The organism is Acinetobacter thutiue (assembly GCF_030385805.1).
GTDB lineage: Bacteria > Pseudomonadota > Gammaproteobacteria > Pseudomonadales > Moraxellaceae > Acinetobacter > Acinetobacter corruptisaponis.
In genome coordinates, this window is sequence record NZ_JAUDZE010000001.1 from 426,733 (window position 1) to 453,529 (window position 26,797).

Genomic DNA, 26,797 nt, shown 5'->3' on the forward strand with positions numbered 1-26,797 from the left:
TTTGCATTTATGGTAGGCTTAAGAAAAAAGGATAAGCCTATGGATGCAATCGTCACAAAAGATTTTTTAGCGATCACAGGATACACCCAAGCCATTTTAGAAATGGATGAATGGATCAGAGATAAACCTTATTTTTATCTGGTTAAAGACCATTATTTGGTGGATGAGGCAATTCGTGTCGAGTACATTATTATCCAGTAAGAAAATGGAGCTATACTAGAGTGCAAAGTAATTCTCAATCAAATGTCGTTACTTGTACATACACTGGTAAAATATACGCTATCTCCCAATAAAGCCTTGAAGCCTATATCTTTAATTAGTGGCATAACCCCTGCAATATCATGATATTGTTCAGGCATCGGGCGAAATTTAATCAAATTAACAAGACTATCGACCAAAGCCAGTATTTTGGTGGTCATCCTGGCTCTGGACTTACCTATAGCCTGTCTGTTAATCCCCATTCTTTAAAGAAAACAAAATGTTAGATTAAGTCATTTTATTTTACCATATATATGATGTATATATCTTAAAAAAGCCAAATTGATGGAATAGACAGTTTGGTTTTATGTCATAAAATGGTCACAATCGCATAGCATAGTGCATACGGTTTTATAAGTTATTTATATCGAGAAGAGTCTAATGTCTTTAAGAGTTGGTGTTGCTGCTTTTGGGTTATTGTTAAGTAGTTCAGTTTTTTCGGCAGTTACTATCACTGCACCTGAGGAAATTGTGATTCTTGCGGTGAATGGTCAGGAAGTCAATAATGGCTTGATTCCGTCCAGCAAAAATAACTATCAGGTCGATCCAGGTAATTTGACACTTAATGTACGTTACCGTGAGTATTTTGAACATTTAAATGGCGAACATGACATTGTTAAATCAGGTGTTGTCACCATTCAGGCATCTGATCTACAAGACAACCAGTCTTATAGCTTGGGGCTGGTAAATGCGCCTAAAAACTTTGATGCCGCAAAAAAATATGCTGAACAGCCTACGGTAGCCCTCTATGATCAAACCAAAAAGTTAATCGTTCAGCAAACAGGGGCAAACAATGAAGCGCAGCCTTGGTTTTCAGGTAATAGTTTATTAGGTCGTACCCTGGATTTGACTCAGAAGAATAAGAACAATGTAGTGAATCAACCTGCGCCTGTATATGCGGCAACCACAAGCTCTGCAACTGTAGCAGCACCCGTAGCCATAACCACAACAACTGGAACAGCCAAAACCACAGACCAGCAGTTGGCTGAGTTATGGCAGAAAGCGTCCAAAGCTGAACGTCAAAAGTTTATGGCATGGTTAGCAGGTCAAACCAACTGATTCAGTCATTGATTTGATAAAGGCCGATGTTATCATCGGTTTTTTATTCACTTTATGAAATAGAATGTCTTTAAATATTAGAAAAGTAGAAAATGATGATCTGGAACAGCTTGTTGAATTAATCAATGCTGCTTACCGAAGACAGTCGGGACGAAGCTGGACAACTGAACAGGCATTTGTAGCAGGCGATAGAATCAATAAAACCCAGTTAATCAACCAACTTGGTCAAATCAATTTTGAATTATTTATTGGTGAAGCGCAATCAAAGCAACTGGTTGCCTGTATCGGACTGAGTTATCAACAAGATAGTGTTGAAATCGGTACGTTTGCCATTGATCCCTCTATCCAAAATTCAGGTTTTGGCAAAGAGATACTTGCCTATGCTGAACAGTTTGTTATGCAAAACCATCCATCAATTACGCATTTCCTCATGTATGTACTGGATGTGAGAACTGAACTGATGGCTTATTATCAACGTCGGGGCTACCAGCTTACAGGAAAAACAGAGGCTTATCCTGTTGCGGCCAATGTAGGGCAGCCTTTAGTGCCTATTCAACTGGTTGAAATGAGGAAAGACATTTTAAGACAGCAATAAAAATTGCCACAACTTAAATCAGTCATGGCATTTTCGTTCAAACTAAATTAAGCCTGATTTTCAGTCATTGAGACTGTTTCAACAGATTTTTGTATTGACCAGATTGAACCAATCGGTGCGGTTTGAGCACGATCATTGGCTTGTTGATAGAAACGCAGAAATACTAGAGCAAGACCAATCGCAATAATATCAATCCAGATCAGGTGACCTGTTGAATACCAAAGTCCTTGAATCGGAAAGATATAAGCGACAATTGATGTGAATGGAATTAATAACAGTACAATCGCAATCGCAAGGAAGAACTGTGGTAATGCACGGGCTGCACCAATGACAAAGCTATAAGTTAAACTTGAGATAAACACCAGATAATAACTATACATGAATACATGGTTATGACTTTGTAATTGTGGTGTAATGACATATCCCCAGCGTCCTACCAGCATACTGCTAAACACGGCCAACATACAGCCTAAACATGCACCAATGGTTAAGTTTGCAATAAACATCACATCTTTACGTTGTTGCGGTGGTGGTAAATTTGGATTCTTCTGTTTACGCAAACGCGTCTCGATCCAAAGAATGTTACCTGAATAGAACAAATAAGCACCACCCAATCCAAAAAATACATAAATCCAGCGAATAGAGTCACCCCCATAATTACCAAAATGCAAGGCAAACATGGAACGGATCAATGAAGATACATTACTTTCTTCTGTCGACAATGTCTCTGTTGAATAAGGTTTGGCTTGGTAGGGGTTAAAGCTCATGTAATCAAAATTATCGCCCCGCATCATACGGTCAGGATGATACAACGCCACAAAAGCCGAGGCTCGTTCAGGATTGTCCAGATTACCGAAACGAATGGCATCAATACGATATTCAGGTGCTGCCTTTTGAACCTTGGCAAAAATCTGTTCTACATTCAGCTCGGGCCGAGGTTCAGCAATTTGTGTAGGTGCAGGACGTTCAAAAATCGGTTTTTGAATCACTTTAGCCAGTGTACCGTATAAAATATCGTGGAATGCAAATACCACCACAGTCACACTGATAATGATATGAAATGGCAAGCTGGTAATTCCAATCACATTATGCGTATCCAGCCAGAAACGCTTTTTATTTTTCCCTTTGCGGACAGCAAAATAATCACTTACTAGTGTTGGCAGCAACACAACCAGGCCTGACATGATTGCAAGAAAATACAGGACTGCAACGACACCCATTACCATTACACCCGCAGTATGATGACCAATCATGCCAGGGATGCCTGCTGTTTCATGCAGTTGCTCAATTAGCCAACCAAGTTTGGAGACATTCTGTTCTTTCGCAATGAGTTGACCATTCTGATCCAGCGTTGCCATCATACTGGTCTGGGCAATATCGAGATGATGGTCATCTTCCTCTCCCTCATGTGAAGCTTCCCAGTAGATCGGCGAATTATGTGCTTCTGGTGAGTTAAAGCTAAGCGTAAAGGCTTTTTGCGTTTCAGGATATTTTGCCTGTGCCTGTGTGACCAACTGGTTATATTGATTGAGTTGAATTGGCGCCAGTTTTTGTAGGGGTGGTGATGCCCATTGACTTAAATGATGCTGAAACATGCTGAGGCCACCTGCAAAAAAGCAGATGAACAACAAGATGCCTGCACTGATTCCAACCCATGTATGTAGGTTTTTGCCATGTTTGATGATATCTGCGCGAACTTTCATTTTAACCTCTTAAGCAGAACAGCAGTGCATAAGCAATGATATTGGCAATGCTAAAGATCACCAGACTTTGCCAACCTTTGGGAATAAAATAGGCAATAAAGAATACGAATAACCAAACCCATGGAATGCTCCACATGGCAAGCTGGCCTGGCAGGGAACGTTCCACATGAGGCAGTGTCAGTAAAAATACCAGTGCGCCAATTGCAACGGCAAAACTTAATCCTAGAAATAAACCCACCAGTGTTTTTGTCCACCAGTCTGGTTGAATTTTTTGTTTTGAGATATTCATTGGGTGTTGCTCCTTTTGAATAAATTCAGGAAAGGAATAAATGACCAGACCAGTGTCATCACAGCAAGCCAGATCAGGACAGCGACTAATTTTGGAATGGAAAAGAATAAAATCAGCAGACCTGCAACCAACCCAGTTGCACCCAAATAAGTGAACGTTTTAGAAAGGCTGGATTTGAGTAAAATTTGATTGGGATGGCAGAGATAAAGGCTAATACAGCCCAGTAGGGTAAGTAGGATCCCCAATAGTTTAAAAAGCATAATTGCCCCAAATAGCATTAATGATAATAATTATTGTTTATATTCGTAAAAAATAAAAGCATTAAATATCTAGGCAAGATTGTATTTATTCGGACTATCAATCAAATCAGGATATTTAATGGAGAATTTGTACAATGATGATAATAATATTGATAAATATTCTCATTTATGTAAAATGTAAGTAATTGTTAACTTACTGAGGGGTAAAGATGAAACACCATAATTTATATAGTGCAATAATGATGATCATTGTTGGGGGAACATCTGGAACAATTCAAGCAGTGGAATCAGCAGAAAACACAACATTACCAACCATTACCGTGCAAGCAGAACAGGAAACGCCAGTTTATACAGTTAAAAAGACCAAGGCGGTGACTAAACTGGATTTATCCCTTAAGGAAACACCACAGAGTGTTACTGTATTTACAGCACAGCAAATTGATGATCAGAATCTTACAAGTACCAATGATGTCTTGGCGCAAACGGCTGGTGTGACCATGGTGCAGTATGGCCAGGTGGGTGCGGGTTACAATACCTATTATTCACGCGGATTTGCAATTACCAATGTGCAGCGGGATGGAATGCCAACGACAACGGCTTCCTTTGGTGGCTCGGATATGTTTGGTCTTGAAGATTCAGCGATCTATGATCGTATTGAAGTCACCAAGGGTTCAACAGGTTTGACCAGTGGTTCAGGCAACCCAAGTGCGAGTATCAACTATGTGCGTAAACGCCCAACGGCTGATTTACAGGGGGCAGTCAAGGTACAGGGCGGAAGCTGGGGGAATTACCGCAGCCAGATTGATGTCAGTGGTGGATTAAATCAGGACAATTCAATCCGTGGTCGCACGATGGCAGCTTATGAGCAGGGTGGTAGTCAACAGGATCGTTATCACCGTCAAAATGCTGTTATATATGGTGCTGTGGATTTTGATCTCACAGATAAAACTACATTGACCACAGCATTAACCGCGCAACAGGTTAAAATTGATGGCGCAACGGCACATGGTTTCCCATTTATTACGCATGATGGGCAAGAGCAGACGACGTTTGGTCGTGATGATAATCCAGCAGCAAACTTCACCTTTAGTGATACTGAGAAACTCAACCTGTTTTTAGGTGTGGAACATCAGTTTAATGACAACTGGCAGGCGACTGCCAACTATGCATTTACCAAAGCCAGCAATAAACGCGAATATGGCGTGGCTGGTTCTGGTGGTATTGCATATGGCAAGGAAATACCCGTATCTGCACCTGTCAACAAGCTCCAGCCTGGTCAGATGCTTGTAACCAGTGGGCGTTTTGAAAGTACACCAGATGTGCATTCATTGGATGTATATGCATCAGGTAAGTTTCAGGTACTGGGTCATGAGCATGATGTCAGCTTTGGTTTGAACGGTTACACTATTAAGTCTGATGATCCATCTTATGGTCGCTATTATGTCGCAGCACCAATTGCAGGCTGGAATGGTAATAGTCCTCGACCAGATATGAAAGTTACAGGACGGACAATTGTAGATGAACAGCAAATTGGTGCATTTGCTGCTGCCAAGTTACAGCTTCTGGATCCATTGAAATTGGTCGTGGGTGGTCGTTTAAGTAATTGGGAACGTAGTGTTACCAAAAATGAGCAGAAGCAGAATGGCGTATTTACGCCTTATGCTGGATTAATCTTTGATATTACTGATAACTTGTCTGCTTATACAAGCTACACCACAATTTTCAATCCATCTTCCCGTCAGGATATTAAGGGAGATTATCTTGATCCTGAAGAGGGTAACAGCTTTGAGGCGGGTTTAAAGGCTGACTTTTATGATGGTCGTTTAAATACCAGTGCAGCCTATTTCTCAATGCAGCAGGATAATTATGCCATTGCCGATGGCAAGAATTTAACACCAAATGGTGGTCAGGCCTATGTTGCTGTTGATGGGGCTGAAGTTAAGGGCTATGAGTTAAGTATTGGTGGAGAAATTTTACCTAACTGGAATGTGCAGGGTGGATATACGCATACCGATGCCAAAGACCAGACAGGAAATACTTTAAACAGTATCTTACCCGAAGATACATTTAAGCTTTTTACCACTTATAAATGGGATAAACTCACTGTAGGTGGCGGTGTGAATTGGCAAAGTGAAATCTATGATGCCACTTCAGCAAAAACAGGTGGTTTGGCATCTAAACTGAATCGTCAGGAAAGCTATTATTTAGTGAATTTGATGGGACGCTATCAAGTTACAAATGATGTGGCACTTGGTCTTAACGTCAATAATTTGCTTGATAAAGAATATAAAGCCAATGCGATTAATACGTGGGGAACGGCACGTAATGTAACGGCATCATTAAACTTTAAATTCTAATTAACTTTAAAAAGTAGAAGAGGAAGCAAATCTGCTTCCTCTTCTTTTTTTGGCTGATTTGGAATTAATTACCAATCCAAATAAAGTAACCTAAAATCATTAAAGGCCAAGCAATATAAGGGCTAAATAACCATTTCCATAACCAGAATCTTGGTATAAATCCCACGCCATGAATGAAGCCACCAGAAATTCCAATCATAACTAACATCAGTTGGCTATGGTTATAATGTCCATTGGCATCCAGCATCAATGCAGGATGTACCAATAAAATGGCAGCAAGGGGCAATGCCAACAAAAACGAAACGGTCATTGCAAGCACTTGTGCCTTACTATTCTTCGGTGTTGTCATTGCTTGAGCCATTACTTATTCCTCATCTAAATCTTGATGGTGTTCAATGTAGAGTGCACTCAGCACACCCGCAAAACATGCCATCAAAATGCCTAGAATCCATGCAAAATACCACATTTCACATCTCCTCATTAGTACAAACTATGTGAGTTTTCTTCAATTTGTTTGTTGGTGATGACACCCCACATTTTGTAGTAAGACCAAGAGGTATAGATCAAAATGAGAGGAACAAAAATACATGCGGCAACGGTCATGACACCAAGGGTTTTATGGCTGGATACCGCATCCCACATGGTCAAGCTTGAAGCTGGATTGATGCTTGATGGTAATAAGAATGGGAACAATGCAAAACCAGCGGTTAGGATTGCGCCCACAATCATCAGGCTTGTACCTGTAAAGCTTGCGGCAGCTTTTTGCTTGCCCGCGCTGATAATTACCAGCAATGCACCAAGAATCGCTGCAATCGGTGCGGCCATGGTGATTGGATAAGTACCATAGTTATTCATCCAGCCATAATTGGTATTGGTCACCACATCTTTTGCCAGTGGATTTAGTGCGGCATTGGTATTAACCGCAGTAGCGTAGGCATAACCCTCGATACTTCCAAAGTATAACCATGCACCCGCTGCAAGGAAGCAGACTAGAAACACAATTGCCATGATCTGCGTTGCCTTGGCGGAACGGTTATGTAATGCACCATCCGTGCGTAACATTAACCATGCACCGCCGTGAGCACATAACATTGATAAACTTACGATACCACAGACAAGCGCAAATGGATTCAATAAGGCAAAGAAACTACCTGTATATTGTGAACGCAATGTATCATCCAGACTGAATGGAACGCCCAGAAATAAGTTGCCAAACGCGACACCAAACACCAATGCTGGAACTGCACCACCAATACATAGACCCCAGTCCCAAGAGTTACGCCATTGGGTATTTTCCAGCTTGGAACGGTAGTCAAATCCGACAGGTCGCAGGAACAGGGCAAATAGAACCAAGAGTAATGCCCAGTACATGCCTGAGAATGCGACGGCATAAACCATTGGCCAGGCGGCGAACAGAGCACCGCCCGCAGTAATGAACCATACCTGATTGCCATCCCAGTGTGGGGCAATGGTGTTGATGGCGGCACGGCGTTCTGAGTCGGTCTTACCTACGAATGGCATCAGTGCCATTGAGCCCATGTCGAAACCATCTGTGAGGGCAAAGCCAATCAGTAAAACACCAACCAGTACCCACCAGATAATTTTGAGAAGTTCATATTCGATCATGATTGAGCCTCCCCAGTTTTTGCAGCCAGTTTCTCAAAGTGATATTTACCAGTATGCAAAGAACTTGGACCTAAACGAGCAAATTTGATCATTAAGTACATCTCAATAATAAGAAGTACGGTATAGAACGCTGCAAGTGCGATGATTGAACCCCACACATCACCCGTGCTTACGCTTGAAGCAGATAGATGTGTTGGCAGGATTTCACCGATTGACCAAGGTTGACGACCACCCTCAGCCACATACCAACCTGTTTGGGCTGCAATCCATGGGAGTGGAAGAGCGAACAGGGCGTATTTGAGTAACCAAGGCTTGTTTTCTGCGTTGCGTTTTGCCACTGCCCAGGTTGCCAAAAGGAACAGCAATAGCATGAGGAAGCCTGAGGCAACCATGGCACGGAAAGAGAAGAACAATGCCGCTACATTAGGAATGGTGTCCTTTGTTGCTGCCTGAATGTGCTCTTCAGTTGCATCGACCACATTTGGAGAATATTTTTTCAACAAAAGACCATAACCCAAGTCTTTCTGGTTTTTCTCAAATGAGGCAAGCAGGTCAGGAGAACGGTCACCAGCACGAAGTTTTTCCAGCTCACTGTATGCAACCATACCATTACGGATACGAATTTCGTGTTCTTTCATCAAGTCATGGATACCAGTGACCTGTTTATCGGTAGAACGTGTGGCAATCAGTCCCATTACAAAAGGAATCTTGATTGCATAGTCGGTACGCATTTCTTTCTGGTTGGGAATACCAAACAGGGTAAATGCGGCTGGCGCAGGTTCTGTATGCCATTCAGCTTCAATTGCAGCAAGTTTGGTTTTTTGAACATCACCTAGCTCATAGCCCGATTCATCACCCAGTAAGATGACGCATAGGGTTGAGGCTAAGCCGAAAATTGCGGCGATTGCGAAAGAGCGGCGTGCAAATGGTAAATCACGTTTCTTTAACAGGTAATAACTTGAGATCGCAAGTACAAAGATTGAACCTGTGACATAACCCGCGGAAACAGTGTGTACGAATTTAACCTGGGCAACAGGGTTGAAGATCAATGCACCAAAGTCCACCAGTTCCATACGCATGGTTTCATAGTTGAATGCCGCACCAACGGGGTTCTGCATCCAGCCGTTGGCAATTAAAATCCACAGGGCAGACATATTGGAGCCAATTGCAACCAGCCATGTTACCCCTAAATGCTGCACTTTGGAGAGGCGATCCCAACCAAAGAAGAACAGGCCAATAAAGGTAGATTCAAGGAAGAAAGCCATCAGGCCTTCAATTGCGAGTGGCGCACCGAAGATGTCACCAACATAATGCGAGTAATACGCCCAGTTGGTACCAAACTGGAATTCCATGGTTAAGCCAGTGGTCACACCAAGGGCAAAGTTAATGCCGAAGAGTTTTCCCCAGAACTTGGTCATGTCTTTATAAATTTCTTTACCTGAAATCACATACGTGGTTTCCATAATGGCAAGAATAAACGCCAGACCTAGAGTGAGAGGAACGAAAAGAAAGTGATACATTGCGGTCATTGCGAATTGGAACCGCGAAAGATCGACCACGCTTTCAGAAATCATCAACGTGTCTCCTGATTGTTGGGCAGGTCACCAGCAATACGCTCGGCAACTTGATTGTTAAAATCTTTTGGAATGGTTGGGGCATCGAACCAGATATGTTTAATCAGCATAAGAATTGCAACTTTAATAATTAGAATAATTGCTATTTCCCAGATTAATCTTCGGTTTGGGTCTTGAGAACTTGTCTTCATTGAGCCAGCCTCATATTTTTAAAGATGTTACACATTATTAATTAAAATTAATTAAAAATAAACCTTTTGTACACTTTAAATAAATGTATATTGTTATTATATATAAAACAATAACTTAAAATTTTATTTTTGTTTTTGATAAATTGTTGTCTGAATTTTTTATTTGGTGAATTAACCTGATTAAAATAGTCGTGTTTTGAAATTTAAATCCGATTAAAAAGATAGGATTTATAATGAATTAAATAAAAATAAAACCAAGTAAAATAGTATGAATATAAAAAACATAATATTAACAAATGCTTGTGATTTTATTTACATAAATAAATATTAACTACAATGAAATATCCATAAAACCTAGTGTATTAGTAGAGTTTTTGTTGAAAATGTGATGCATTTCTCTTTTATGTTTTAGTGTAAACTTGGATCAGGAATATGAGAAAAATGGAAGCCTAAAGTTTTAAAATTTCAGTTATTCTTTTTGTAACAATTTGTAATATTAACGATTAAATCCTTTTGATCTCATTGAGAGAGTGAGGAAATCAACTTTTTATATGATTTAAGACAAGTCTAAGCTCAGTCTGGTGTGAATAACTTGTTGGAAATTGATATTTTTTTTGCCAGATAGTATGAGTTGGATTTCTGGCTAATGAGCAACACCTGGGATTGTAATTCCAGTTCTCCATATTCAGGCTCAACCTGAACATAGTACAGTTGACCAAACTCATCACGTACACGTGCCTGGGCAGAGAATCCTGGTCTTGCGTTACCCGTGGAAATGGTTGCCAGACGCCCAACCAAATTAGTATGGGTGTGCGTCACTTTGGGCTTAATCACCTGATCCAGACAGTGAATCATAAATACGGTAAAGAAAATATCGATGATCAATGCTGGGATAAAAAGGTAATAGGGTGAAATAAAGTAATGCTGCAAGGCAAAGAATGACAATTCCAGAAAATAGCCAGCAAAACTGAAATTGATGAGTAAAAAAACAAAGATGAGATACTTGGAAAATTTAACATCAAGTAGCGGTGAATTAAGTAACCATTCAGGTGTTAGCTTCTTGACTAGATGACTTGGGCGCAACCCAATAAAGATACCGATGGTTTCTGCAATGCTGAGCAAGACCAGTGCCACCACACTCATGTGAAATGGCATCAGGTAATAATTGAGAAAAAACTCAGTCATCGCAGAATTCATGGTTTAGGCACTAATCAATATAAATACCACCATCGGAGTGGACTTCCAAATTTACTTTTTCAAGGAAGTCACCTAAGCATGGACCTGAAACACATTCGCCTGTTTCTACAGAGAACAAGGCACCATGCGTAGAACATTGGATATATTCACCGTCCTGATCCAGAAATTGATTCTCCAGATACTCAAGCTCAGTTTGCAAATGCGGACAAAGATTATTGTAGGCATAAAATTGTCCGTCACGCTGGGTGATGAAGATGGTCTTTCCTTTCATGGTGTCATATGCACGTGCTTCACGTTCAGGGACTTCTTCAGTCATGCAAATCTTTTCCATGTTATGCACATTCCTGTTGTGTGGATTTGAATTGTTCAAATAGCTTGGCGTAGTTTTCGATGGCCAAACGTGGGCCGAATTGAGCAACAACCTCACTGGAAATTAAAATGGCAAGCTGGGCAGCCGCTTCCAGACTGAGGCCTGCATTGATGGCATATAAAAATGCACCCGCAAAGGCATCACCTGCACCATTGGTATCCACAGCATCAACATGCCGTCCAGCTACATGGAACTGTTGGGCCGGATCAATAATCACCGCACCATTGGCGCCCTGTGTAATCACGATATGCTGATTGTTTAATTTTAATGCTGCAATGGCATCATCAAGATTCTCTGTATTGGTAAACATCAACGCTTCCTGTTCATTACAGAACAGTAAGTCAACGCCATCATCCAGTAATTCTTCCAAACCTTGACGCGCGTATTGAACCATTGCTGGATCAGAAAGGGAAAGGGCGATTTTCACCCCATGCGCTTTTGCCAGCTCACGGGCCTGTTTGACTGCGATACGCGCCGTATCACTGGTTGATAAGTAACCCTCGATATATAGCCATTTTGCTGTTTTTAATGGTTCAAAGTCGATTTGCTCAGCAGACAATTCAGCGGTAATCCCTAGATAGGTATGCATGGTACGTTCTGAATCAGGGCTGATCAGTACCATACAGGTTCCTGTTACGCCTTCGCTGATTGATCGGGTTGTGGTCTGGATATCCGCATCATTTAAACCATTCAGATAAATTGAACCAAGTTCGTCATTACCAACACGGCATCCATAAAAAGCAGTTCCACCCAATGCGCTGAATGCAACGGTGGTATTTGCTGCTGACCCCCCACTGGCTTGACCTTTATAAGTTTGTGTATCCTGTAGTTGCTGGTATAAAGCGGCCTGGGTGTCGCCATCAGTCAACTGCATTGTGCCTTTTTGCAAAGCCTGCTGTGTTAAAAACTCATAAGAAACTTTAAATTCCTGGTCAATGAGTGCATTTCCAATTGCAAAAAGATCAACAGTTGCCATGTTTGTCATCACAGTAAAAATCAAAAGCTAAAGTTTACACCAATGCTCAGGATTACAGTAGTTTGTTGAAAAAAATTCAAGTGATGTAGGGTTAATTCAAAGATTAAAGGGGTAAATGATGATGTTGGACAGGTTTAAAATTGAACGAGTTTTGGAACTACCCTCACAACTTGATGTACTGATTGCATATTCACAAAGCGAAAATTTCCGCTTCCTAAATAGGCTACAGCAGGATTTTCAAACAGGTGAAAATTGCTTTGATCAGCATGGTGAAGCTTTATTTGCTGTCTATACGCCGAAAGATCAATTGATTGCCGTAGCTGGACTAAATCAAGATCCTTTTCATCATTCAGGGCAAGTTGGGCGTTTACGGCGTTTTTATATTCATCCTGATTATCGTCGACAAGGGGTTGGATGTCATTTGCTCAGGTATATTGAACAGCATGCACAGGCTTATTTTTATGAACTGCATTTATTTACTGACACTGCAAATGCAACCAGTTTTTATCAGAAAATGGGCTATGAACCCGTAGATTTACCAAACAGTAATTTTAGGAAGATTTGTTGAATGGGTATGGATCACCACTCGCTGAATTTTTCTACAAAAACATACCAATTTACATGGATATCCGTGCATATTCTTCGGTAGACTCTCTATAATCAATAGCGTTAATTAAATAGATAAATTGGAGATCACATGACTGTCGATGTTTCTGAAAGCATTACTCAAACAATTCACCCTGCGTTTCAGCTATTACGTCAACACCATGTAGAAGCACTTGATATTCACGTTTCAGAATATAAACATAAAGTGACGGGTGCAGTTCACTATCATCTCGCAACCAACAATGATGAAAATGTGTTTCTGGTGGCGTTTAGAACGCAGCCGATGGATTCAAAGGGAACCGCACATATTTTAGAGCATACTGCTTTATGTGGTTCTGAGAAGTTTCCAGTCCGCGATCCATTCTTTTTAATGATCCGTCGCTCATTGAATACCTTTATGAATGCCTTTACCGCGGCAGACTGGACTGCATATCCATTTGCAACGCAGAATAAGAAAGATTTTCGAAACCTGTTGTCGGTTTATTTAGATGCTGCCTTTGCCGCAAACCTGAATCCTCTGGACTTTGCCCAGGAGGGAATCCGTATTGAACTGGAAAATGATCAGGCGGTTTATAAAGGTGTCGTTTTTAATGAAATGAAAGGGGCAATGAGTTCACCGACAGATCAGCTTTATCATCAACTGGCCTATCATTTATTCCCTGAAACCACCTATCACTATAACTCTGGTGGTGATCCAAAAGACATTCCAGATTTGAGTTATGAACAGTTAGTTGAGTTCTACAAAACCCATTACCATCCAAGTAATGCGGTGTTTATGACCTTTGGTAATCAAAGTGCATATGATCTGCAAGAACAGTTTGAAAAATTGGCCTTGCATAAATTCTCCAAAGGAACAACTTTATATTCCACACCTGAGAAGCGTTTAACTGCGCCAATTGAAGTCACTGAATCCTATGCAGTCGATAGTGAAGACCTGAAAGATAAAACCTATCATGTGATGTCATGGTTATTACCTGAAACCAGCGATATTAAGCTGCGTTTAGGCATGCGTCTGGTTGAGGGGATTTTGCTGGAAAATTCAGCTTCACCGTTGCGTCATTATCTGGAAACCTGTGGTTATGCACAATCTACAGGACCATTAATGGGGGTGGATGACAGTAATTTTGAAATGACGTTCTATTGTGGCGTACAAGGTTCAAATGCTGAATATGCTGAAAGCTTTAAGAATGGCGTATTAAACATTCTACAGGACGTTGCATCCAAGCCTGTAGATACCGATTTGGTCGATGCAATTCTGCATCAGATTGAACTGCATCAACGTGAAATCAATGGTGATGGCACACCGTATGGTTTAAGCCTGATCCTAAATGGTTTGGGCAGTGCGATTCACCATAATGACCCGATTCATGTCTGGGATGTGGATTCTGCGATTGAACAGGTTAAGGAAGAATTAAAAGACCCAATGTGGTTATCCAAACTGATTCAAACGCATCTGCTGGATAATCCACACCGTGTACAAATGACTTTGGTTCCTGATGCAACTAAATCAGTGAAAGAGCAACAGGCTGAACAGGCTCGTTTGGCTGAGATTACCGCAAACCTAACCGAAGCCCAGAAAATCGAGATTCAGGAAAAAACTGAGGCACTAAAAAAACGTCAGGATACACCTGATGATCTTGAGCTATTGCCAAAAGTGGGACTGGAAGATGTTCCTGCTGATTTACATATTGTACAAGGTCAGTTGCGTGAAATTATCTGTAATGGTCTGGATACACCATTAAATCTTTATCATGCAGGCACCAACGGTATTTATTATCAACAGGTCTTGATTCAAATTCCTGATGACATCATACAGTCACCGTATTTCAACTTACTTTCGATTTTGATGGGCGAAGTGGGTGCGGGTGAATATGACTATCTTGAATTGCAGCAACTCCAGACCGCAGTCAGTGGTGGACTGGGTATGGGTGCATCGCTACGCAGCAAGGTGGATAATAAGGATCGGATCAGTGCATGGCTGACCCTAACCACCAAGTCATTAACGCAGAAGCTTGATGCCATTCAGTTATTAAAACTGGCATTTGAACAACTTCGCTTTGATGAAAAAGACCGTATCATCGAATTATTGCAGCAACGGAAAACCCGTTGGCAATCACGTTTGTCTGGTTCTGGACATAGCTATGCCATGCAGGCCGCTTCACGTCAAATGAGTGCCTTGGCTCGCCGTGATTACCATAATACAGGTTTGGGTGCGCTGAACTGGCTGAGTGATTTAGTCACTAAGATTGATCAGGACGAAGATGCCTATCATGTATTAATTGCTGAATTACAGGCAATTCATCATAAGCTGTTACAAGCACCAAAACAGTTCCTATTGGTGTGTGAAGAGCATCAGTCTGATCGTTTAGTGGAAGAAGTGCAAAATGTCTGGGACAAGTTGCAAGTCAATAAAGCGCCTGTAACACTCACCCAGGTTGAACACATTAATACAGAAAATGATGAAGCATGGCTGATCCAGGCCAATGTGCAGTTCTGTGCCTCAGCCTATCAGGCAGTTGATGTTGCCCATGCCGATGCAGCACCGTTAATGGTATTGGCTGCCTACTTGCGTAATGGCTTTTTGCATAGTGCCATCCGTGAAAAAGGTGGAGCGTATGGTGGTGGAGCCAGTTATGATGGCAATGCCTGCTCATTCCGTTTCTATAGCTACCGTGATCCACGATTGGCGGAAACATTTAATGATTTTGAAGCAAGTGTGCAATGGTTGCTGAATACCGAACAGCAGCCGCATCAACTTGAAGAGGCGATTTTAGGTCTGGTTGCCAGTATGGATAAGCCTGGTTCACCTGCTGGTGAGGCAATTACAGCGTGTTATGCGTTGCTGCATGCCCGTACACCAAAATTCCGTAAAATGCTACGTGAACGCCTGTTAAATGTGAATCTGGATGATTTAAACCGTGTGGCACAACAGTATTTGTTGCAACAGAAACCTGTGAAGGCAGTGGTTGCACCATTTGCAAAACGGGAAGAACTACAGCAACTCGGATTTAGTATCCAACAGGTCAATTAAAATAAGAATCGGAGAAAGTTATGGCGTTCAAATCTTTTGAGCGGGGTCATTTGGAGCTTAGTGTGGTGGCTATACTAGGCTCTCTAACCACATCATTTACCCATGCACAGGCAACGGCGCCAGCCAGTCCTGCAACAGTTGAAGCCTGTGTGGCATTGGCTTCAAATGCTGAACGTCTGGCTTGTTATGATGGGCTTTTTAAGGCGCCGACCATTATTCAGCCGCAGGTTCAGGTGGCTGAACCTGTGATTGCTGCCACATCTGTACCTGTTGCTGAAACCAATGAAAAAGCCAAGCCTGAATCTTTAAAGGATAAGGTGGTTCAAAAAGTCAGTGACCTACATTTGTTGGGTGCTGCGCCTAAGTTTGATCCGAATGTTTCCTTGCTGGATCGCCGTTGGGAGCTGTCAGAAGAAAGTAAGTTGGGCGTATGGAATATTCGTGCCTATCAACCTGTTTATTTACTGCCAGTGTTTTGGACCAGTGACAAGAATGAATTTCCAAGCAGTCCAAACCCACAAAATACCGTCAATGAGAAACAGGAATTAACCTCTAGCGAGGCAAAGTTCCAGATTTCCTTTAAGACCAAGGCGTGGGAAAATATTCTGGGTAATAATGGCGATTTATGGGTTGGTTATACCCAGTCTTCACGCTGGCAGGTTTACAACGCTGAGGAATCACGTCCATTTCGTGAGACCAATTATGAACCTGAAGCAAGTTTAATGTTTAGAACCAATTATGAAATTTTAGGTCTAAACGCACGTTTGCTAGGTGTCACCTTAAACCATCAATCCAATGGACGTTCTGATCCATTGTCGCGTAGCTGGAATCGGGTGATTTTTAATCTGGGTTTTGAAAAAGACAACTTTGCTTTGATGCTTCGCCCTTGGTATCGCATTGAGGAAGAAGCAAAGGATGATAATAATCCTGATATTAAGGATTATATTGGTCGTGGTGATTTAACCGCATTCTACCGCAAGGGAGAAAATGACTTTTCTCTTATGCTACGCCATTCCCTTAAAGGTGGTGATAAATCACATGGCGCGGTGCAGTTTGACTGGGCATTTCCAATCAAGGGCAAACTGCGTGGTCATTTACAACTCTTTGATGGATATGGTGAAAGCCTGATTGACTATAACCATCGTGCAACCTATGCAGGTTTAGGCGTATCATTAATGAACTGGTATTAAATGAGTTTAAATATTCCAGAAACATTATTGCAGCTTGAGGCAAATTGTGGGGTGTTTGCGGTCTGGTTGATCATAAAGCAATATCAAACCCATATTGATATTGCTGACCTGATTCAATTATGTCGCCATGATCAGGAAGAGGGAACATTTACCATTGCTTTGGCTGTGGCCCTGAAAAAATTGGGATTTGAAGTGTCGCTGTATACTGATCCTGACCCAAATATTGATGAGAAAGAACAGCAAAGCTATATTGATGCACAACGCCTACAGATTCCCATTCGGGCTGCCTTGACTTATGCAGAGATTCAACAGGCATTTGAAGCGGGTAAATTTGTGATTGTATTTTATGATAGCTTGCAGGGTATTGGGAATCAGTCCTTGATCTATTCAATAGATGATCAGGAAATCAGTTTTTGTGATCATTTTGAAATCATGTCTAAAACTGAATTTGAACAACAGCGCCAAGCTGATGGAATTTGTCGGCAAGTCATTGTGGTTGAGCAGGGAAATATATCAGCTTTCTAGTTAGCCTCAATTTTTGGACGATTTATCCAATCTGAATGTTGGCAATGGCATGTTTTAAACGACTCTTTTTCGGTGTTGCAATTAAGTAGGCAAGGGTGAGTGGACCCAAACGACCTGTATACATCAGTAAACTGAGAACAAATAAACTGCCATCATGCAGTTCACCTGTTGCGCCACGCGATAGGCCTACCGTACAGGCGGCGGAAACCACCTCAAACATCAGGTCAAGCGCATCCAGTTTAGGTTCTAGAAGCAACAGGATGAAGCAACCTGTAAATACTAGCATCCCTGTAATCGCGGTGACCGCGAGAGCTTTATAGGTGGTTTCCTGTGACACGGAATGGTTGAAAATACGGATTTCTTCATTGCGTCTTAAAAATGAAATCACACATAACACCAGAATAACGAAAGTGCCTACTTTAATGCCGCCTGCCGTACTCAGGGAACCACCACCAATAAACATGAGCAACATGGTCAGTAAGGCGGTACTATGTTCCATCGCACCTGTATCAATGGTATTGAAACCAGAAGAGCGGGGAACTGTGGCCTGAAACCAGGCATTCATGGCTTGTTCACCCAGACTCATAGAACCTAAAGTCAGTGGGTTATTGGATTCTAATAGCCATATTAAAACAAAAGCCACCAGATTCAGGATGGCGATTGTACTGAGAATCAGTTTGCTGTTCGGTGTGAGTTTGCTCCAGCGTTTATTCTGCTTGATGTCAATTAAAACCAGAAAGCCAATCCCACCCAAGGTATATAGTAAACTGATGGTGAGACAAATGAGGTAATGGCTCTGGAAGCTCATTAAATTATTGTCAAATAATGAGAACCCCGCGTTGTTAAACGCAGAAACACTGTAAAAAACTGCATAATATAGTCCACGTGCAAAGCCGTAGATGGGCGTGAATGAGGCAGTTAATATAATGACACCGATCAGTTCAAAAAATAGGGTATAAATCACCACACCTTTGGCGACAAAAGTCACTTTGGAGAGGCTTGTTTGTCCTAAACTGTCCTGTGCCATCATTTGCTGTTTCAGACCAAGTTTTGGGGCAAGGCTTAATGCCGCCAAAATTGCAAAGGTCATAAAACCCAAACCACCAGACTGGATCAGTAACAAGATAATAAACTGCCCAAAATGGTTGAACGATTCACTCAAGTTCACCACAGATAAACCTGTAATCGTTACCGCAGAAGTTGCGGTAAACAAGGCATCCATCCAACTGACATTACCATTATTGGCAAAAGGTAGTTTTAGTAATATTGTCCCGATCAGAATAAAACTAAGAAAACCAATTGCCAACAATGAGGGTGGGCTCAGGTTGAATATCTTTTGTGAATTTATTTTTATTGTCATTTATAGGAAACATCCTGAGAGTTTTTTAAGATGATGCAGTGAACCCTCTAAAATCAGGATGTCACCTGCCTGTAAAGTGAAATTGCTATCAGTTTCATAAATCACCTGTTGGTTCCGTTTCAATAACAATAATTTAATATGTGGTTCCTGTTGCAGAATGCCTGACAGGTTTACATTGTTGAGTTTATCCTGTACAGGCACCTTGACAATATAATGTTCGTCGCCTAAATCCATATAACGGCTGACCATAGGGTAATTTAATGCCTGTGCAACCCGAACCCCCATATCTTCTTCAGGATGAATAATTTTACTGACATGCAAATGCGACAAAATGGTGTGATGTGCCTTGGTCTTGGCCTTGACCAGAATTTTTTCCACACCCAAATTTTTTAAGTTTAAAACGCATAAAATACTGGCTTCAATATCTTCACCAATCGCGACCACCACAGCATCGCAATTTTGAATATTCAGCTCATCCAAGACATGTTCATCGGTTGCATCCGCAATAACGGCATGGGTGATCTGATCCGATATATTTTCAACATTGCGCTTAATGGTATCAATGCCAATGACATCATGTTTTAGTCGGGTAAGTTCCAGTGCCACAGTTGCACCGAAACTTCCTAAACCAATCACTGCAAACTGTGCCATATCTGTCCTTAACTAAATGATAAAAATATCTTTTTATTTATTCTAAGTGTTCTAAATTGAATGATATGTAAGATTTTGTGAGTTAAGATGAGTGGATGAGATTATGAAATAAATTTGTATTATTCAGATTGATCGTTGTAGGGGCGAACTGCGTTCGCCCAAAAGGATAACAAGTGTAAAATTGATTTATATTTTACATAAGGCGAACACAGTTCGCCTCTACGTATTTATTTTAAGAAACGCTGATAACCAATATTGTTGCTGATTTCTGCATATGGATAGGTGATCTGTTCCAGTGTTTCAATCAAGCCATCAGGATTCTGTTTGGCATCAGTCGCCTGTAGTCCCACCAATACACGACCTTCAGCGGCACCATGGTTACGATAATGGAATAGGGTGATGTTATGTGTTGGGCCTAAACGTTCAAGGAAAGTCAGCAGGGCACCAGGGCGCTCTGGAAACTCAACACGGAATAAGCGTTCATTTTCAAGGTTGGCATGACCACCAATCAAGTAACGAATATGCAGTTTCGCAACTTCATCATCCGATAAGTCATCCACATCATATTGTTGCTTGAGCAACTCATGGATTTCGTGACGTTCAGTTTCACCACCTTTCAGGCTAATCCCGACAAAAACCTGTGCCTGATTGCTATCACTGGCTCGATAGTTAAACTCGGTGATGTTACGGCCTTGCAGGGCACGGCAGAATTGCAGGAAAGCGCCTTTTTGCTCGGGAATGGTAACCGCATAAATCGCTTCTTTACGTTCTCCCAATTCAGTGCGTTCTGCAATATAACGCAGACGATCAAAATTCATGTTGGCACCACAGACAATTGACACCATGTTCTTGTCTGTTAATTGATGTTCTGCCACATATTTCTTGATTCCAGCCAATGCCATTGCGCCTGATGGCTCAACAATACAGCGGTTTTCATCATAGGTGTCTTTAATCGCCGCACAAATTTCATCCGTATCAACCGTGACAATAACAGGTTCAACAATCGGGCCTGAGCTGTCTGATTTCATTAAGCGAATCATTTCAAATGGTAATTCACCAATCTGGGCCACCGCCGTACCATCCGCAAATAAACCCACATGCGGTAAAATCACACGTTCATTGCTTTCAAGTGCAGCTTTTAGGCAGGCGGATTCCTCATATTCAACGCCCACCACCTTGACATGAGGTGCAACCTCACCTAAATAGGCAGCCACACCTGCAATCAGTCCACCACCACCTACAGCAACAAAGACATATTCCACATCACGCCATTGACGCAGTAATTCATTGGCAATGGTACCTTGTCCTGCAATCACCAGTTCATCATCATAAGGAGGGATAAAGACCAGGCCCTCAGTTTCAGCACGTTGTTTGGCATATTTATTGGCAATATCAAAGCTGTCACCATGCAGGACAACCTGACCACCCAGATTTTTTACCGCCTGTACCTTAATGTCTGGCGTGGTGCTTGGCATAACAATAATGGCAGGGATGCCGAGTTTTTTTCCAGATAAAGCCACACCTTGCGCATGGTTACCCGCAGAGGCACAAATCACACCACGTTCTAATTGATCTTTGGGAAGTTGGCTGATACGGTTATAAGCACCGCGCAGTTTGAACGAAAATACAGGCTGTAAATCTTCACGTTTAAATCGAATGTTATTGTTAATTTTTTGACTAATTCGTGGAGCTGCTTCAAGCGGTGTTTCAATCGCAACATCATAAACCGTTGCTTGTAAAATTTGTCGTACCACACGAGACAGCATGTTCATCTTCCCTATAACAGTTTAAAATAGGTGAACATTGTAGCAAACCCCTGTGCATTTGCGCTGTTTTCTTGCAGCAAATGTCAAAATAGTTGAGTGAAGTCATGAGTCTATATGCAACCCAAGATGAAAAGAAACAGGCCGCAGCAAAAGCGGCATTGAAACATTTGCCCAAAGGCGGCATCTTGGGCGTAGGAACAGGAAGTACCGTCAATTTTTTAATTGATTTATTGCCTGAATTGCAGTTAGAAGCAGCTGTGGCGAGTTCCAATGCAACTGCTGAGCGCCTGAAAAAACTTGGGATTGACGTGGTTGATATGAACTCGGTGGGTGGTCTGGATGCCTATGTGGATGGCGCAGACGAAATTGACCGTCATATGCACATGATCAAGGGCGGTGGTGCAGCCTTGACCCGTGAAAAAATTGTGGCTTCAATTGCCAAGAAGTTTGTATGTATTGTGGATGACTCAAAATGGGTGGAACAATTGGGGCGTGATTTTCCATTGCCTGTGGAAGTTATTCCAATGGCACGTTCTGCGGTTGCCCGCAAGATTGTTGCCTTGGGCGGTGATCCTGTTTACCGTGAGGGTGTTGTCACGGACAATGGTAATGTGATTCTGGATGTTTTTAATCTGAATATCTTAAATGCCATCGAACTGGAAAAAACACTCAACAATATCCCAGGTGTGGTGACTAATGGTATTTTTGCCTTAAATGCAGCAAGTATTGCGGTTGTTGCGACTGATCACGGTATTGAAGAACGTATAGCGCAATAATGGCCCTGATTTCATTAAAAGCTCAATTACCTGAAATTAAAATGGTTCGACATGCCAGCGCGCGAAATTTGCGCCTGCGTGTTGAACCGACAGGTATTCGTTTAACAGTTCCTTTATTTTGTACTAAGAAACAGATTCAGCAGTTTTTAAATCAATCAGAGCAATGGCTGATTGAAACCTGGGATAAACAGCAAAAACAATTAAATTTAACAGCTGCTTTTCCAGAACAGATTAAATTATTTTATCATTTACAGCCATTTCAAATTATTCATCAGCAACAACGCAATATTTTTAAGTTCGACTGGGTACAACATATTTTGTTCATTCGAAATGAACAACCTGAAAAGGCTTTACAGGCTGCAACACTTGGCTATGCAAAACAATTTTTACCTGAATATTTAGCCCAAATCAGTCAGAAAATAGGTTTGCCCTATCAAAGTTGTACAATTCGAAAGCCTAAAACACGGTGGGGAAGTTGTAGTTCAAGGCAAGATATTATGCTTCATGCAGCATTGGTGCTTATGCCTGAGCAGAATGTTCGCGCAGTATGTGTGCATGAACTGGTTCATACACAGCATTTTGATCATAGTCCTGCATTTTGGCATCGAGTTAGTCAGCATGATCCAGAATATTTACATCATCGCAGGCAATTGAAAAGTATCCAGTTGCCTGCATGGTGGTATATTTAGCTAAAACTACATTGTGCCTGAGTTTCTTGTAACTGTTCATCAGGTGCTTTACGGCTGTCCAAACCTGCCTGTGCACTTAATACCTGATTGGCCTTAATGTGAACCTGTACAAATGTGTATTTTAAAGACTCATTGCTTGGTTCTGGGGAACTACTGTTCAGTAAATATTCAGAACTTGCTTTATCGACTTGTAATAAATTATCGGTGCTATCCGCATCTAAAACTGAGCGATACATTTTTGAATCCTTAATCAGTTCCAGTGCACCATTGGCACGAATATTTAATTGGCAACCATTAGTTTTGTCTTCGTAATGACCAATGAGATATTCAATAGAGGGTAGATTGGCATTAACCAAGTTAATTCCAGTCACACCTTGTTTACATGAATATTTTGAACCATTACAACTTCCAGTTACATCTATGAAACCAACGGCACGACGATAGTCACCAGCACCAGCAATACGGAAAGAGGAGGTGGAATCAATCGTTGGTTCTCTATCTGAATAATCTTTTTGCTGTAATAATGCATAGCCAGTTGGGTTTAGGTTTTGTTGTTGATACATGTTGGCTAGCTCTAATACCGATTCTTTTAAAGAAGCAGCATATTGGTCTCGAGTGCTTTTTTGATTAATCGTAATATTAAGCAATGTATTTTTAGCTGGATCAACATTTTCAGGTGCTATAGGAACAATAGAGATGAGTGTGTCTTGATCTCCACGTATTTTTTTTGCGTCCAAATAACCATCACGTAAATCTATGGCGAGATTCTTGGTGAATTCGGTAAAAGTATTATTTGGAAACTGATTTGCCCATTGTTTTAAATAGCCAAAACTTAAATATGTGGTTGTGTATAAATTGGCTTGTTGAGGCATATCCATTGTTTGAGGTGTGAAAGCATTTAATAAATAGGATGGATCAAGATTATGGATATTCATACCAAATGCATTTAATAAGGCAGAATTGATATCGGCAGTGGCCATTTTTAGATGTAATGAACTAATTCCTGTTGGGTCTTCTGGTTCATTGGGTAATTGTCCTGAGCGGATGAGTGAACGTTGGTAAATTGCTTCTGAACTTGGATTGATAAAAATATTTTGGGTTAGGTTACTGGTATCAACGTTGACAAGTGTATGTAATGTCATGGAAAAATCTTGATATTGGCCACTGATAAAATCATAAATCAGCGAATTCGGAAGAGTAGATAGTTCAACTCTATATAAATGGCTGCGGTTAAGCACTATTGGTAATGTAAGGCTCAAGTTTGTTGTTGTACTTAATGTCTGTTCAAGAACGATGGAGTTATCGGTATTGTCGAGAACTTTAACAACGACATTACGCATTTCTACAGGAACTTTAATGTCAAAATTCTTTGGTTTAGGCACTGAAACTACAGGAGTGTTGTCAATACGCGCCTTACTTTCACCACTACCACAGCTAATGAGTACCGAACTTAATATAAGTGTGCCTAAGCCTAGACCAATATGATGATATGTTCTTTGTTTTACACTCAAAGAAGGCATTCCCGCTCTCCAAAATTTGCATCCATGAAATTTATTATTACCGCATGGTTTTTATTCTATGCGAATACTTCAATGATTCAATAGTATTTCTTGACCAGTGGTAAAATCGGCATCAGTAAAACGATTTAAAAATATCTTTTACACTGTTTTTTGCTGAATAGCGAATCTTTTACAGTGATTAAATCCCGTATGTGGTGATTCCATGAGTTTCTGGATTTGTTACATATAAAGCCATAAACATAAGAAACACTATATAAGTTATAGGGTTGTGGATTGTGAAAATTCCATCAAACTGCCATACTAGCGGCACATATATCATTTGAGGTAGAGCACGTGATTTCTGTTGGAATTGTTGGGGGAACTGGATATACAGGCGTTGAATTATTGCGTCTATTATTAAGACATCCACAAGCTCAAGTGTGTGTTCTAACTTCCCGAACTGAAGCAGGAAAGCGTGTAGCGGATATGTTCCCAAGTTTACGTGGACATACTGATCTTGAGTTCTCCGATCTTAGTCTGGATCTGCTCAAGCAATGTGATGTTGTGTTTTTTGCAACACCTCATGGAGTTGCAATGCAACATGCTGAAGAACTCATTGCTGCTGGTACAAAAGTCATTGATCTTGCCGCTGATTTCCGTTTACAGGATTTAGCTCAATTCGAGAAATGGTATGGCATGCAACATAGTTGTCCGACGGTATTGAAAGATTCAGTATATGGCTTGAGTGAACTCAATCGTGAAAAAATTAAAAACGCCAAGGTGATTGGTAATCCAGGTTGTTATCCAACCACAGTACAATTGGGTTTGGCGCCTTTGTTAAAAGCGCAAAATCAACTCATAAATACACAAAGCATTATTGTTGATGCAAAATCAGGCGTATCTGGTGCAGGTCGCAAAGCCAGCCTGGGCATGATCTATAGTGAAAATGCGGATAATTTCAAGGCTTATGGTGTTGCGGGCCATCGTCATCACCCTGAGATTGTTGAGGCCCTAGAGAATATTTCAGGTCAACAAGGCCAGTTTGACCAGCTTATTTTTGTACCTCATTTAGTGCCCATGATTCGTGGTATGCTCAGTACCATTTATGTAGACTTGACAGAGCAAGGCCAGCAAACCGATTTGCAGGAACTTTACCAAAACTTCTATCAAAATGAACGCTTTGTGGATGTGATGCCAGCCAATAGTTCGCCTGAGACCCGCAGTGTCCGTGGTGCCAATGAGTTACGAATCGCTTTATATCGTCCTCAGCCAAATAAGTTGATTATCTTGGTTGCACAGGACAATTTGGTGAAAGGCGCCGCTGGCCAGGCAGTTCAAAATATGAACCTCATGTTTGGTTTTGATGAGGCTGCTGGTTTGAATGGTATCGGTTTATTACCATAAAAAACGCTTTTTTACTTCACACACATTTAAATATGGATTTAAATGTGTGCTTTGATGTAGTCCATAACGATAGAGATGATGATGGAAAACGCTGAACCGACCACTTTACCAGAGAGTTCCGTTAACAAAAATAAATTCCTCAAAACGAATTTACCTTTAGTCATTGCTGCAACTTTACTTATTGGCAGCAGTTTTATGCTTGGTTACACTGTCGGTCATCGTCAGGGATTAACCGTTGTTGGTTATGATGCGGACGCGGAACAACTTGTTGATGTTGTACAGAAGCAAAAAGCCGCGCTGGATTCTGTAAGCAAAAGCCTGAATGCCGCTGTGCAAGAACGAGATATGGCTGTTGGCAATGCAGACGAGTTATTCAAGGGAATTAATCAGGCCAATGCGGATAAAGCACAATTTGCAAGCATGAATACCATTTATCGTGACATTCTTAGGCAGCGTGGTGGTGTAAGCTTAACGGTTCAGGATTTTGCGATTAAATCACTTCCTGAAAATGCTTTTGAATATCAGCTGGATTTGGTTCAGGTTAGCCCCAATAAACGCCGTGCAATGGGTACAGTTGAACTACGTTTGATTAAAGATACTGAAATACTGGATATACCGTTAGAGGATAAAAACTTTAATTTTGATGACTTTGAGCGCTTGACTGGTCGATGGACCATGCCAAAGGGCTTTACACCCCAATTTATCGAAGTGCGTTTATCAGGTTCAGGTACACCTGTAATTAAACGTTTTAGCTGGCAACGTGGTAAACCTGTTGATGTAAGTTCTGCTTTCGTGTCGGAAATCCCTCAAGCTGAAGCAAATGCCCAGTAAATTTTTAGATTAAG

At 41.2% G+C, this 26,797-nt stretch carries 27 protein-coding genes; 12 read left to right on the forward strand and 15 right to left on the reverse strand.

Annotated elements, in window-relative coordinates:
• The first annotated feature begins 39 nt into the window (after positions 1–39).
• The 3 genes from QTA56_RS02045 to QTA56_RS02055 all read left to right on the forward strand — a co-directional run bounded on the left by QTA56_RS02045 (position 40) and on the right by QTA56_RS02055 (position 1,912).
• Entirely contained in the window at positions 40–201 is a 162-nt protein-coding gene (locus QTA56_RS02045) for a hypothetical protein (protein WP_267979287.1), read from the forward strand.
• A gap of 438 nt (positions 202–639) precedes the next feature.
• A complete protein-coding gene (locus tag QTA56_RS02050; protein ID WP_267979288.1) occupies positions 640–1,317 on the forward strand; it encodes a YccT family protein in 678 nt (225 codons plus the stop codon).
• A gap of 64 nt (positions 1,318–1,381) precedes the next feature.
• Complete coding sequence (locus QTA56_RS02055) at positions 1,382–1,912, forward strand: GNAT family N-acetyltransferase (RefSeq protein ID WP_267979289.1); 531 nt, start codon at positions 1,382–1,384, stop codon at positions 1,910–1,912.
• A gap of 47 nt (positions 1,913–1,959) precedes the next feature.
• Here the strand turns inward: QTA56_RS02055 and QTA56_RS02060 are convergent, their stop codons facing one another.
• From QTA56_RS02060 to QTA56_RS02070, 3 genes are read right to left on the reverse strand one after another with little or no spacing between them, the layout of a single operon-like run.
• Positions 1,960–3,615, reverse strand: coding sequence for a PepSY-associated TM helix domain-containing protein (locus QTA56_RS02060; RefSeq protein ID WP_267979290.1), 1,656 nt, complete (start codon positions 3,613–3,615; stop codon positions 1,960–1,962).
• 1 nt (position 3,616) lies between these two features.
• Positions 3,617–3,904, reverse strand: coding sequence for a hypothetical protein (locus tag QTA56_RS02065; protein WP_267979291.1), 288 nt, complete (start codon positions 3,902–3,904; stop codon positions 3,617–3,619).
• On the reverse strand, positions 3,901–4,164 hold the full coding sequence (locus QTA56_RS02070) for a hypothetical protein (RefSeq protein ID WP_267979292.1): 264 nt from the start codon (positions 4,162–4,164) through the stop codon (positions 3,901–3,903). Before QTA56_RS02070 ends, QTA56_RS02065 begins: the two co-directional genes overlap by 4 nt.
• 209 nt (positions 4,165–4,373) lie before the next feature.
• On the opposite strand from QTA56_RS02070, the gene QTA56_RS02075 reads away from it, so the two are divergent.
• Entirely contained in the window at positions 4,374–6,521 is a 2,148-nt protein-coding gene (locus QTA56_RS02075) for a TonB-dependent siderophore receptor (protein ID WP_267979294.1), read from the forward strand.
• A 64-nt stretch (positions 6,522–6,585) separates the two neighbouring features.
• On the opposite strand, the gene QTA56_RS02080 is transcribed toward QTA56_RS02075, so the two are convergent.
• From QTA56_RS02080 to QTA56_RS02115, 8 genes are all read right to left on the reverse strand, one after another.
• Positions 6,586–6,882: a cyd operon YbgE family protein gene (locus QTA56_RS02080; protein ID WP_267979296.1), complete on the reverse strand. Its 297-nt coding sequence runs from the start codon at positions 6,880–6,882 to the stop codon at positions 6,586–6,588.
• A 3-nt stretch (positions 6,883–6,885) separates the two neighbouring features.
• Positions 6,886–6,987 carry a cytochrome bd-I oxidase subunit CydX gene (gene cydX, locus QTA56_RS02085; protein ID WP_002120988.1) on the reverse strand — a complete coding sequence of 34 codons (102 nt, stop codon included), beginning with the start codon at positions 6,985–6,987 and terminating at the stop codon, positions 6,886–6,888.
• A 14-nt stretch (positions 6,988–7,001) separates the two neighbouring features.
• Positions 7,002–8,147 carry a cytochrome d ubiquinol oxidase subunit II gene (cydB, locus tag QTA56_RS02090; RefSeq protein WP_267979297.1) on the reverse strand — a complete coding sequence of 382 codons (1,146 nt, stop codon included), beginning with the start codon at positions 8,145–8,147 and terminating at the stop codon, positions 7,002–7,004.
• Positions 8,144–9,721 (reverse strand): cytochrome ubiquinol oxidase subunit I, encoded by a 1,578-nt coding sequence (locus QTA56_RS02095; RefSeq protein ID WP_267979298.1) that lies wholly within the window; start codon positions 9,719–9,721, stop codon positions 8,144–8,146. The genes cydB and QTA56_RS02095 overlap by 4 nt, the downstream gene beginning before the upstream one ends.
• Positions 9,721–9,912, reverse strand: coding sequence for a cytochrome oxidase putative small subunit CydP (gene cydP, locus QTA56_RS02100; RefSeq protein WP_004799125.1), 192 nt, complete (start codon positions 9,910–9,912; stop codon positions 9,721–9,723). The genes QTA56_RS02095 and cydP overlap by 1 nt, the downstream gene beginning before the upstream one ends.
• Positions 9,913–10,485: 573 nt before the next feature.
• The gene (locus QTA56_RS02105; protein WP_267979299.1) at positions 10,486–11,097 is read right to left on the reverse strand and encodes an OB-fold-containig protein; all 612 of its coding nucleotides are present in this window, start codon (positions 11,095–11,097) and stop codon (positions 10,486–10,488) included.
• 22 nt (positions 11,098–11,119) lie between these two features.
• Positions 11,120–11,425, reverse strand: coding sequence for a Rieske (2Fe-2S) protein (locus QTA56_RS02110; RefSeq protein WP_267979300.1), 306 nt, complete (start codon positions 11,423–11,425; stop codon positions 11,120–11,122).
• A gap of 16 nt (positions 11,426–11,441) precedes the next feature.
• Positions 11,442–12,455 (reverse strand): adenosine kinase, encoded by a 1,014-nt coding sequence (locus QTA56_RS02115; protein WP_267979301.1) that lies wholly within the window; start codon positions 12,453–12,455, stop codon positions 11,442–11,444.
• A gap of 115 nt (positions 12,456–12,570) precedes the next feature.
• Here QTA56_RS02115 and QTA56_RS02120 point away from each other — a divergent pair, with 115 nt between their 5' ends.
• From QTA56_RS02120 to QTA56_RS02135, 4 genes are all read left to right on the forward strand, one after another.
• Positions 12,571–13,023 (forward strand): GNAT family N-acetyltransferase, encoded by a 453-nt coding sequence (locus QTA56_RS02120; protein ID WP_267979302.1) that lies wholly within the window; start codon positions 12,571–12,573, stop codon positions 13,021–13,023.
• A 129-nt stretch (positions 13,024–13,152) separates the two neighbouring features.
• A complete protein-coding gene (locus tag QTA56_RS02125; protein WP_267979303.1) occupies positions 13,153–16,092 on the forward strand; it encodes an insulinase family protein in 2,940 nt (979 codons plus the stop codon).
• Positions 16,093–16,112: 20 nt separating this feature from the next.
• Complete coding sequence (locus QTA56_RS02130) at positions 16,113–17,282, forward strand: phospholipase A (protein ID WP_267979305.1); 1,170 nt, start codon at positions 16,113–16,115, stop codon at positions 17,280–17,282.
• On the forward strand, positions 17,283–17,807 hold the full coding sequence (locus QTA56_RS02135; RefSeq protein WP_267979306.1) for a cysteine peptidase family C39 domain-containing protein: 525 nt from the start codon (positions 17,283–17,285) through the stop codon (positions 17,805–17,807).
• Positions 17,808–17,829: 22 nt separating this feature from the next.
• Here QTA56_RS02135 and QTA56_RS02140 read toward each other — a convergent pair whose 3' ends face one another.
• The 3 genes from QTA56_RS02140 to ilvA form a co-directional block, all read right to left on the reverse strand.
• Positions 17,830–19,167: a TrkH family potassium uptake protein gene (locus tag QTA56_RS02140; protein WP_267979307.1), complete on the reverse strand. Its 1,338-nt coding sequence runs from the start codon at positions 19,165–19,167 to the stop codon at positions 17,830–17,832.
• Positions 19,168–19,818: a potassium channel family protein gene (locus QTA56_RS02145; protein WP_267979308.1), complete on the reverse strand. Its 651-nt coding sequence runs from the start codon at positions 19,816–19,818 to the stop codon at positions 19,168–19,170.
• A gap of 227 nt (positions 19,819–20,045) precedes the next feature.
• Positions 20,046–21,590 (reverse strand): threonine ammonia-lyase, biosynthetic, encoded by a 1,545-nt coding sequence (ilvA, locus tag QTA56_RS02150; protein ID WP_267979309.1) that lies wholly within the window; start codon positions 21,588–21,590, stop codon positions 20,046–20,048.
• A gap of 98 nt (positions 21,591–21,688) precedes the next feature.
• Between ilvA and rpiA the strand changes: the two genes are divergently transcribed.
• Positions 21,689–22,360, forward strand: a complete 672-nt coding sequence (gene rpiA / locus QTA56_RS02155; RefSeq protein WP_267979310.1) for a ribose-5-phosphate isomerase RpiA — start codon at positions 21,689–21,691, stop codon at positions 22,358–22,360.
• A complete protein-coding gene (locus QTA56_RS02160) occupies positions 22,360–23,049 on the forward strand; it encodes a YgjP family zinc-dependent metalloprotease (protein WP_267979311.1) in 690 nt (229 codons plus the stop codon). The genes rpiA and QTA56_RS02160 overlap by 1 nt, the downstream gene beginning before the upstream one ends.
• Here the strand turns inward: QTA56_RS02160 and QTA56_RS02165 are convergent.
• Complete coding sequence (locus tag QTA56_RS02165) at positions 23,046–24,569, reverse strand: hypothetical protein (protein ID WP_267979312.1); 1,524 nt, start codon at positions 24,567–24,569, stop codon at positions 23,046–23,048. The genes QTA56_RS02160 and QTA56_RS02165 overlap by 4 nt on opposite strands.
• A gap of 333 nt (positions 24,570–24,902) precedes the next feature.
• Here QTA56_RS02165 and argC point away from each other — a divergent pair, with 333 nt between their 5' ends.
• Positions 24,903–25,952 carry an N-acetyl-gamma-glutamyl-phosphate reductase gene (gene argC, locus QTA56_RS02170; RefSeq protein WP_267979313.1) on the forward strand — a complete coding sequence of 350 codons (1,050 nt, stop codon included), beginning with the start codon at positions 24,903–24,905 and terminating at the stop codon, positions 25,950–25,952.
• Between the two features lie 81 nt (positions 25,953–26,033).
• The gene (locus tag QTA56_RS02175) at positions 26,034–26,783 is read left to right on the forward strand and encodes a DUF6776 family protein (protein WP_411956074.1); all 750 of its coding nucleotides are present in this window, start codon (positions 26,034–26,036) and stop codon (positions 26,781–26,783) included.
• Positions 26,784–26,797: the final 14 nt, after the last annotated feature.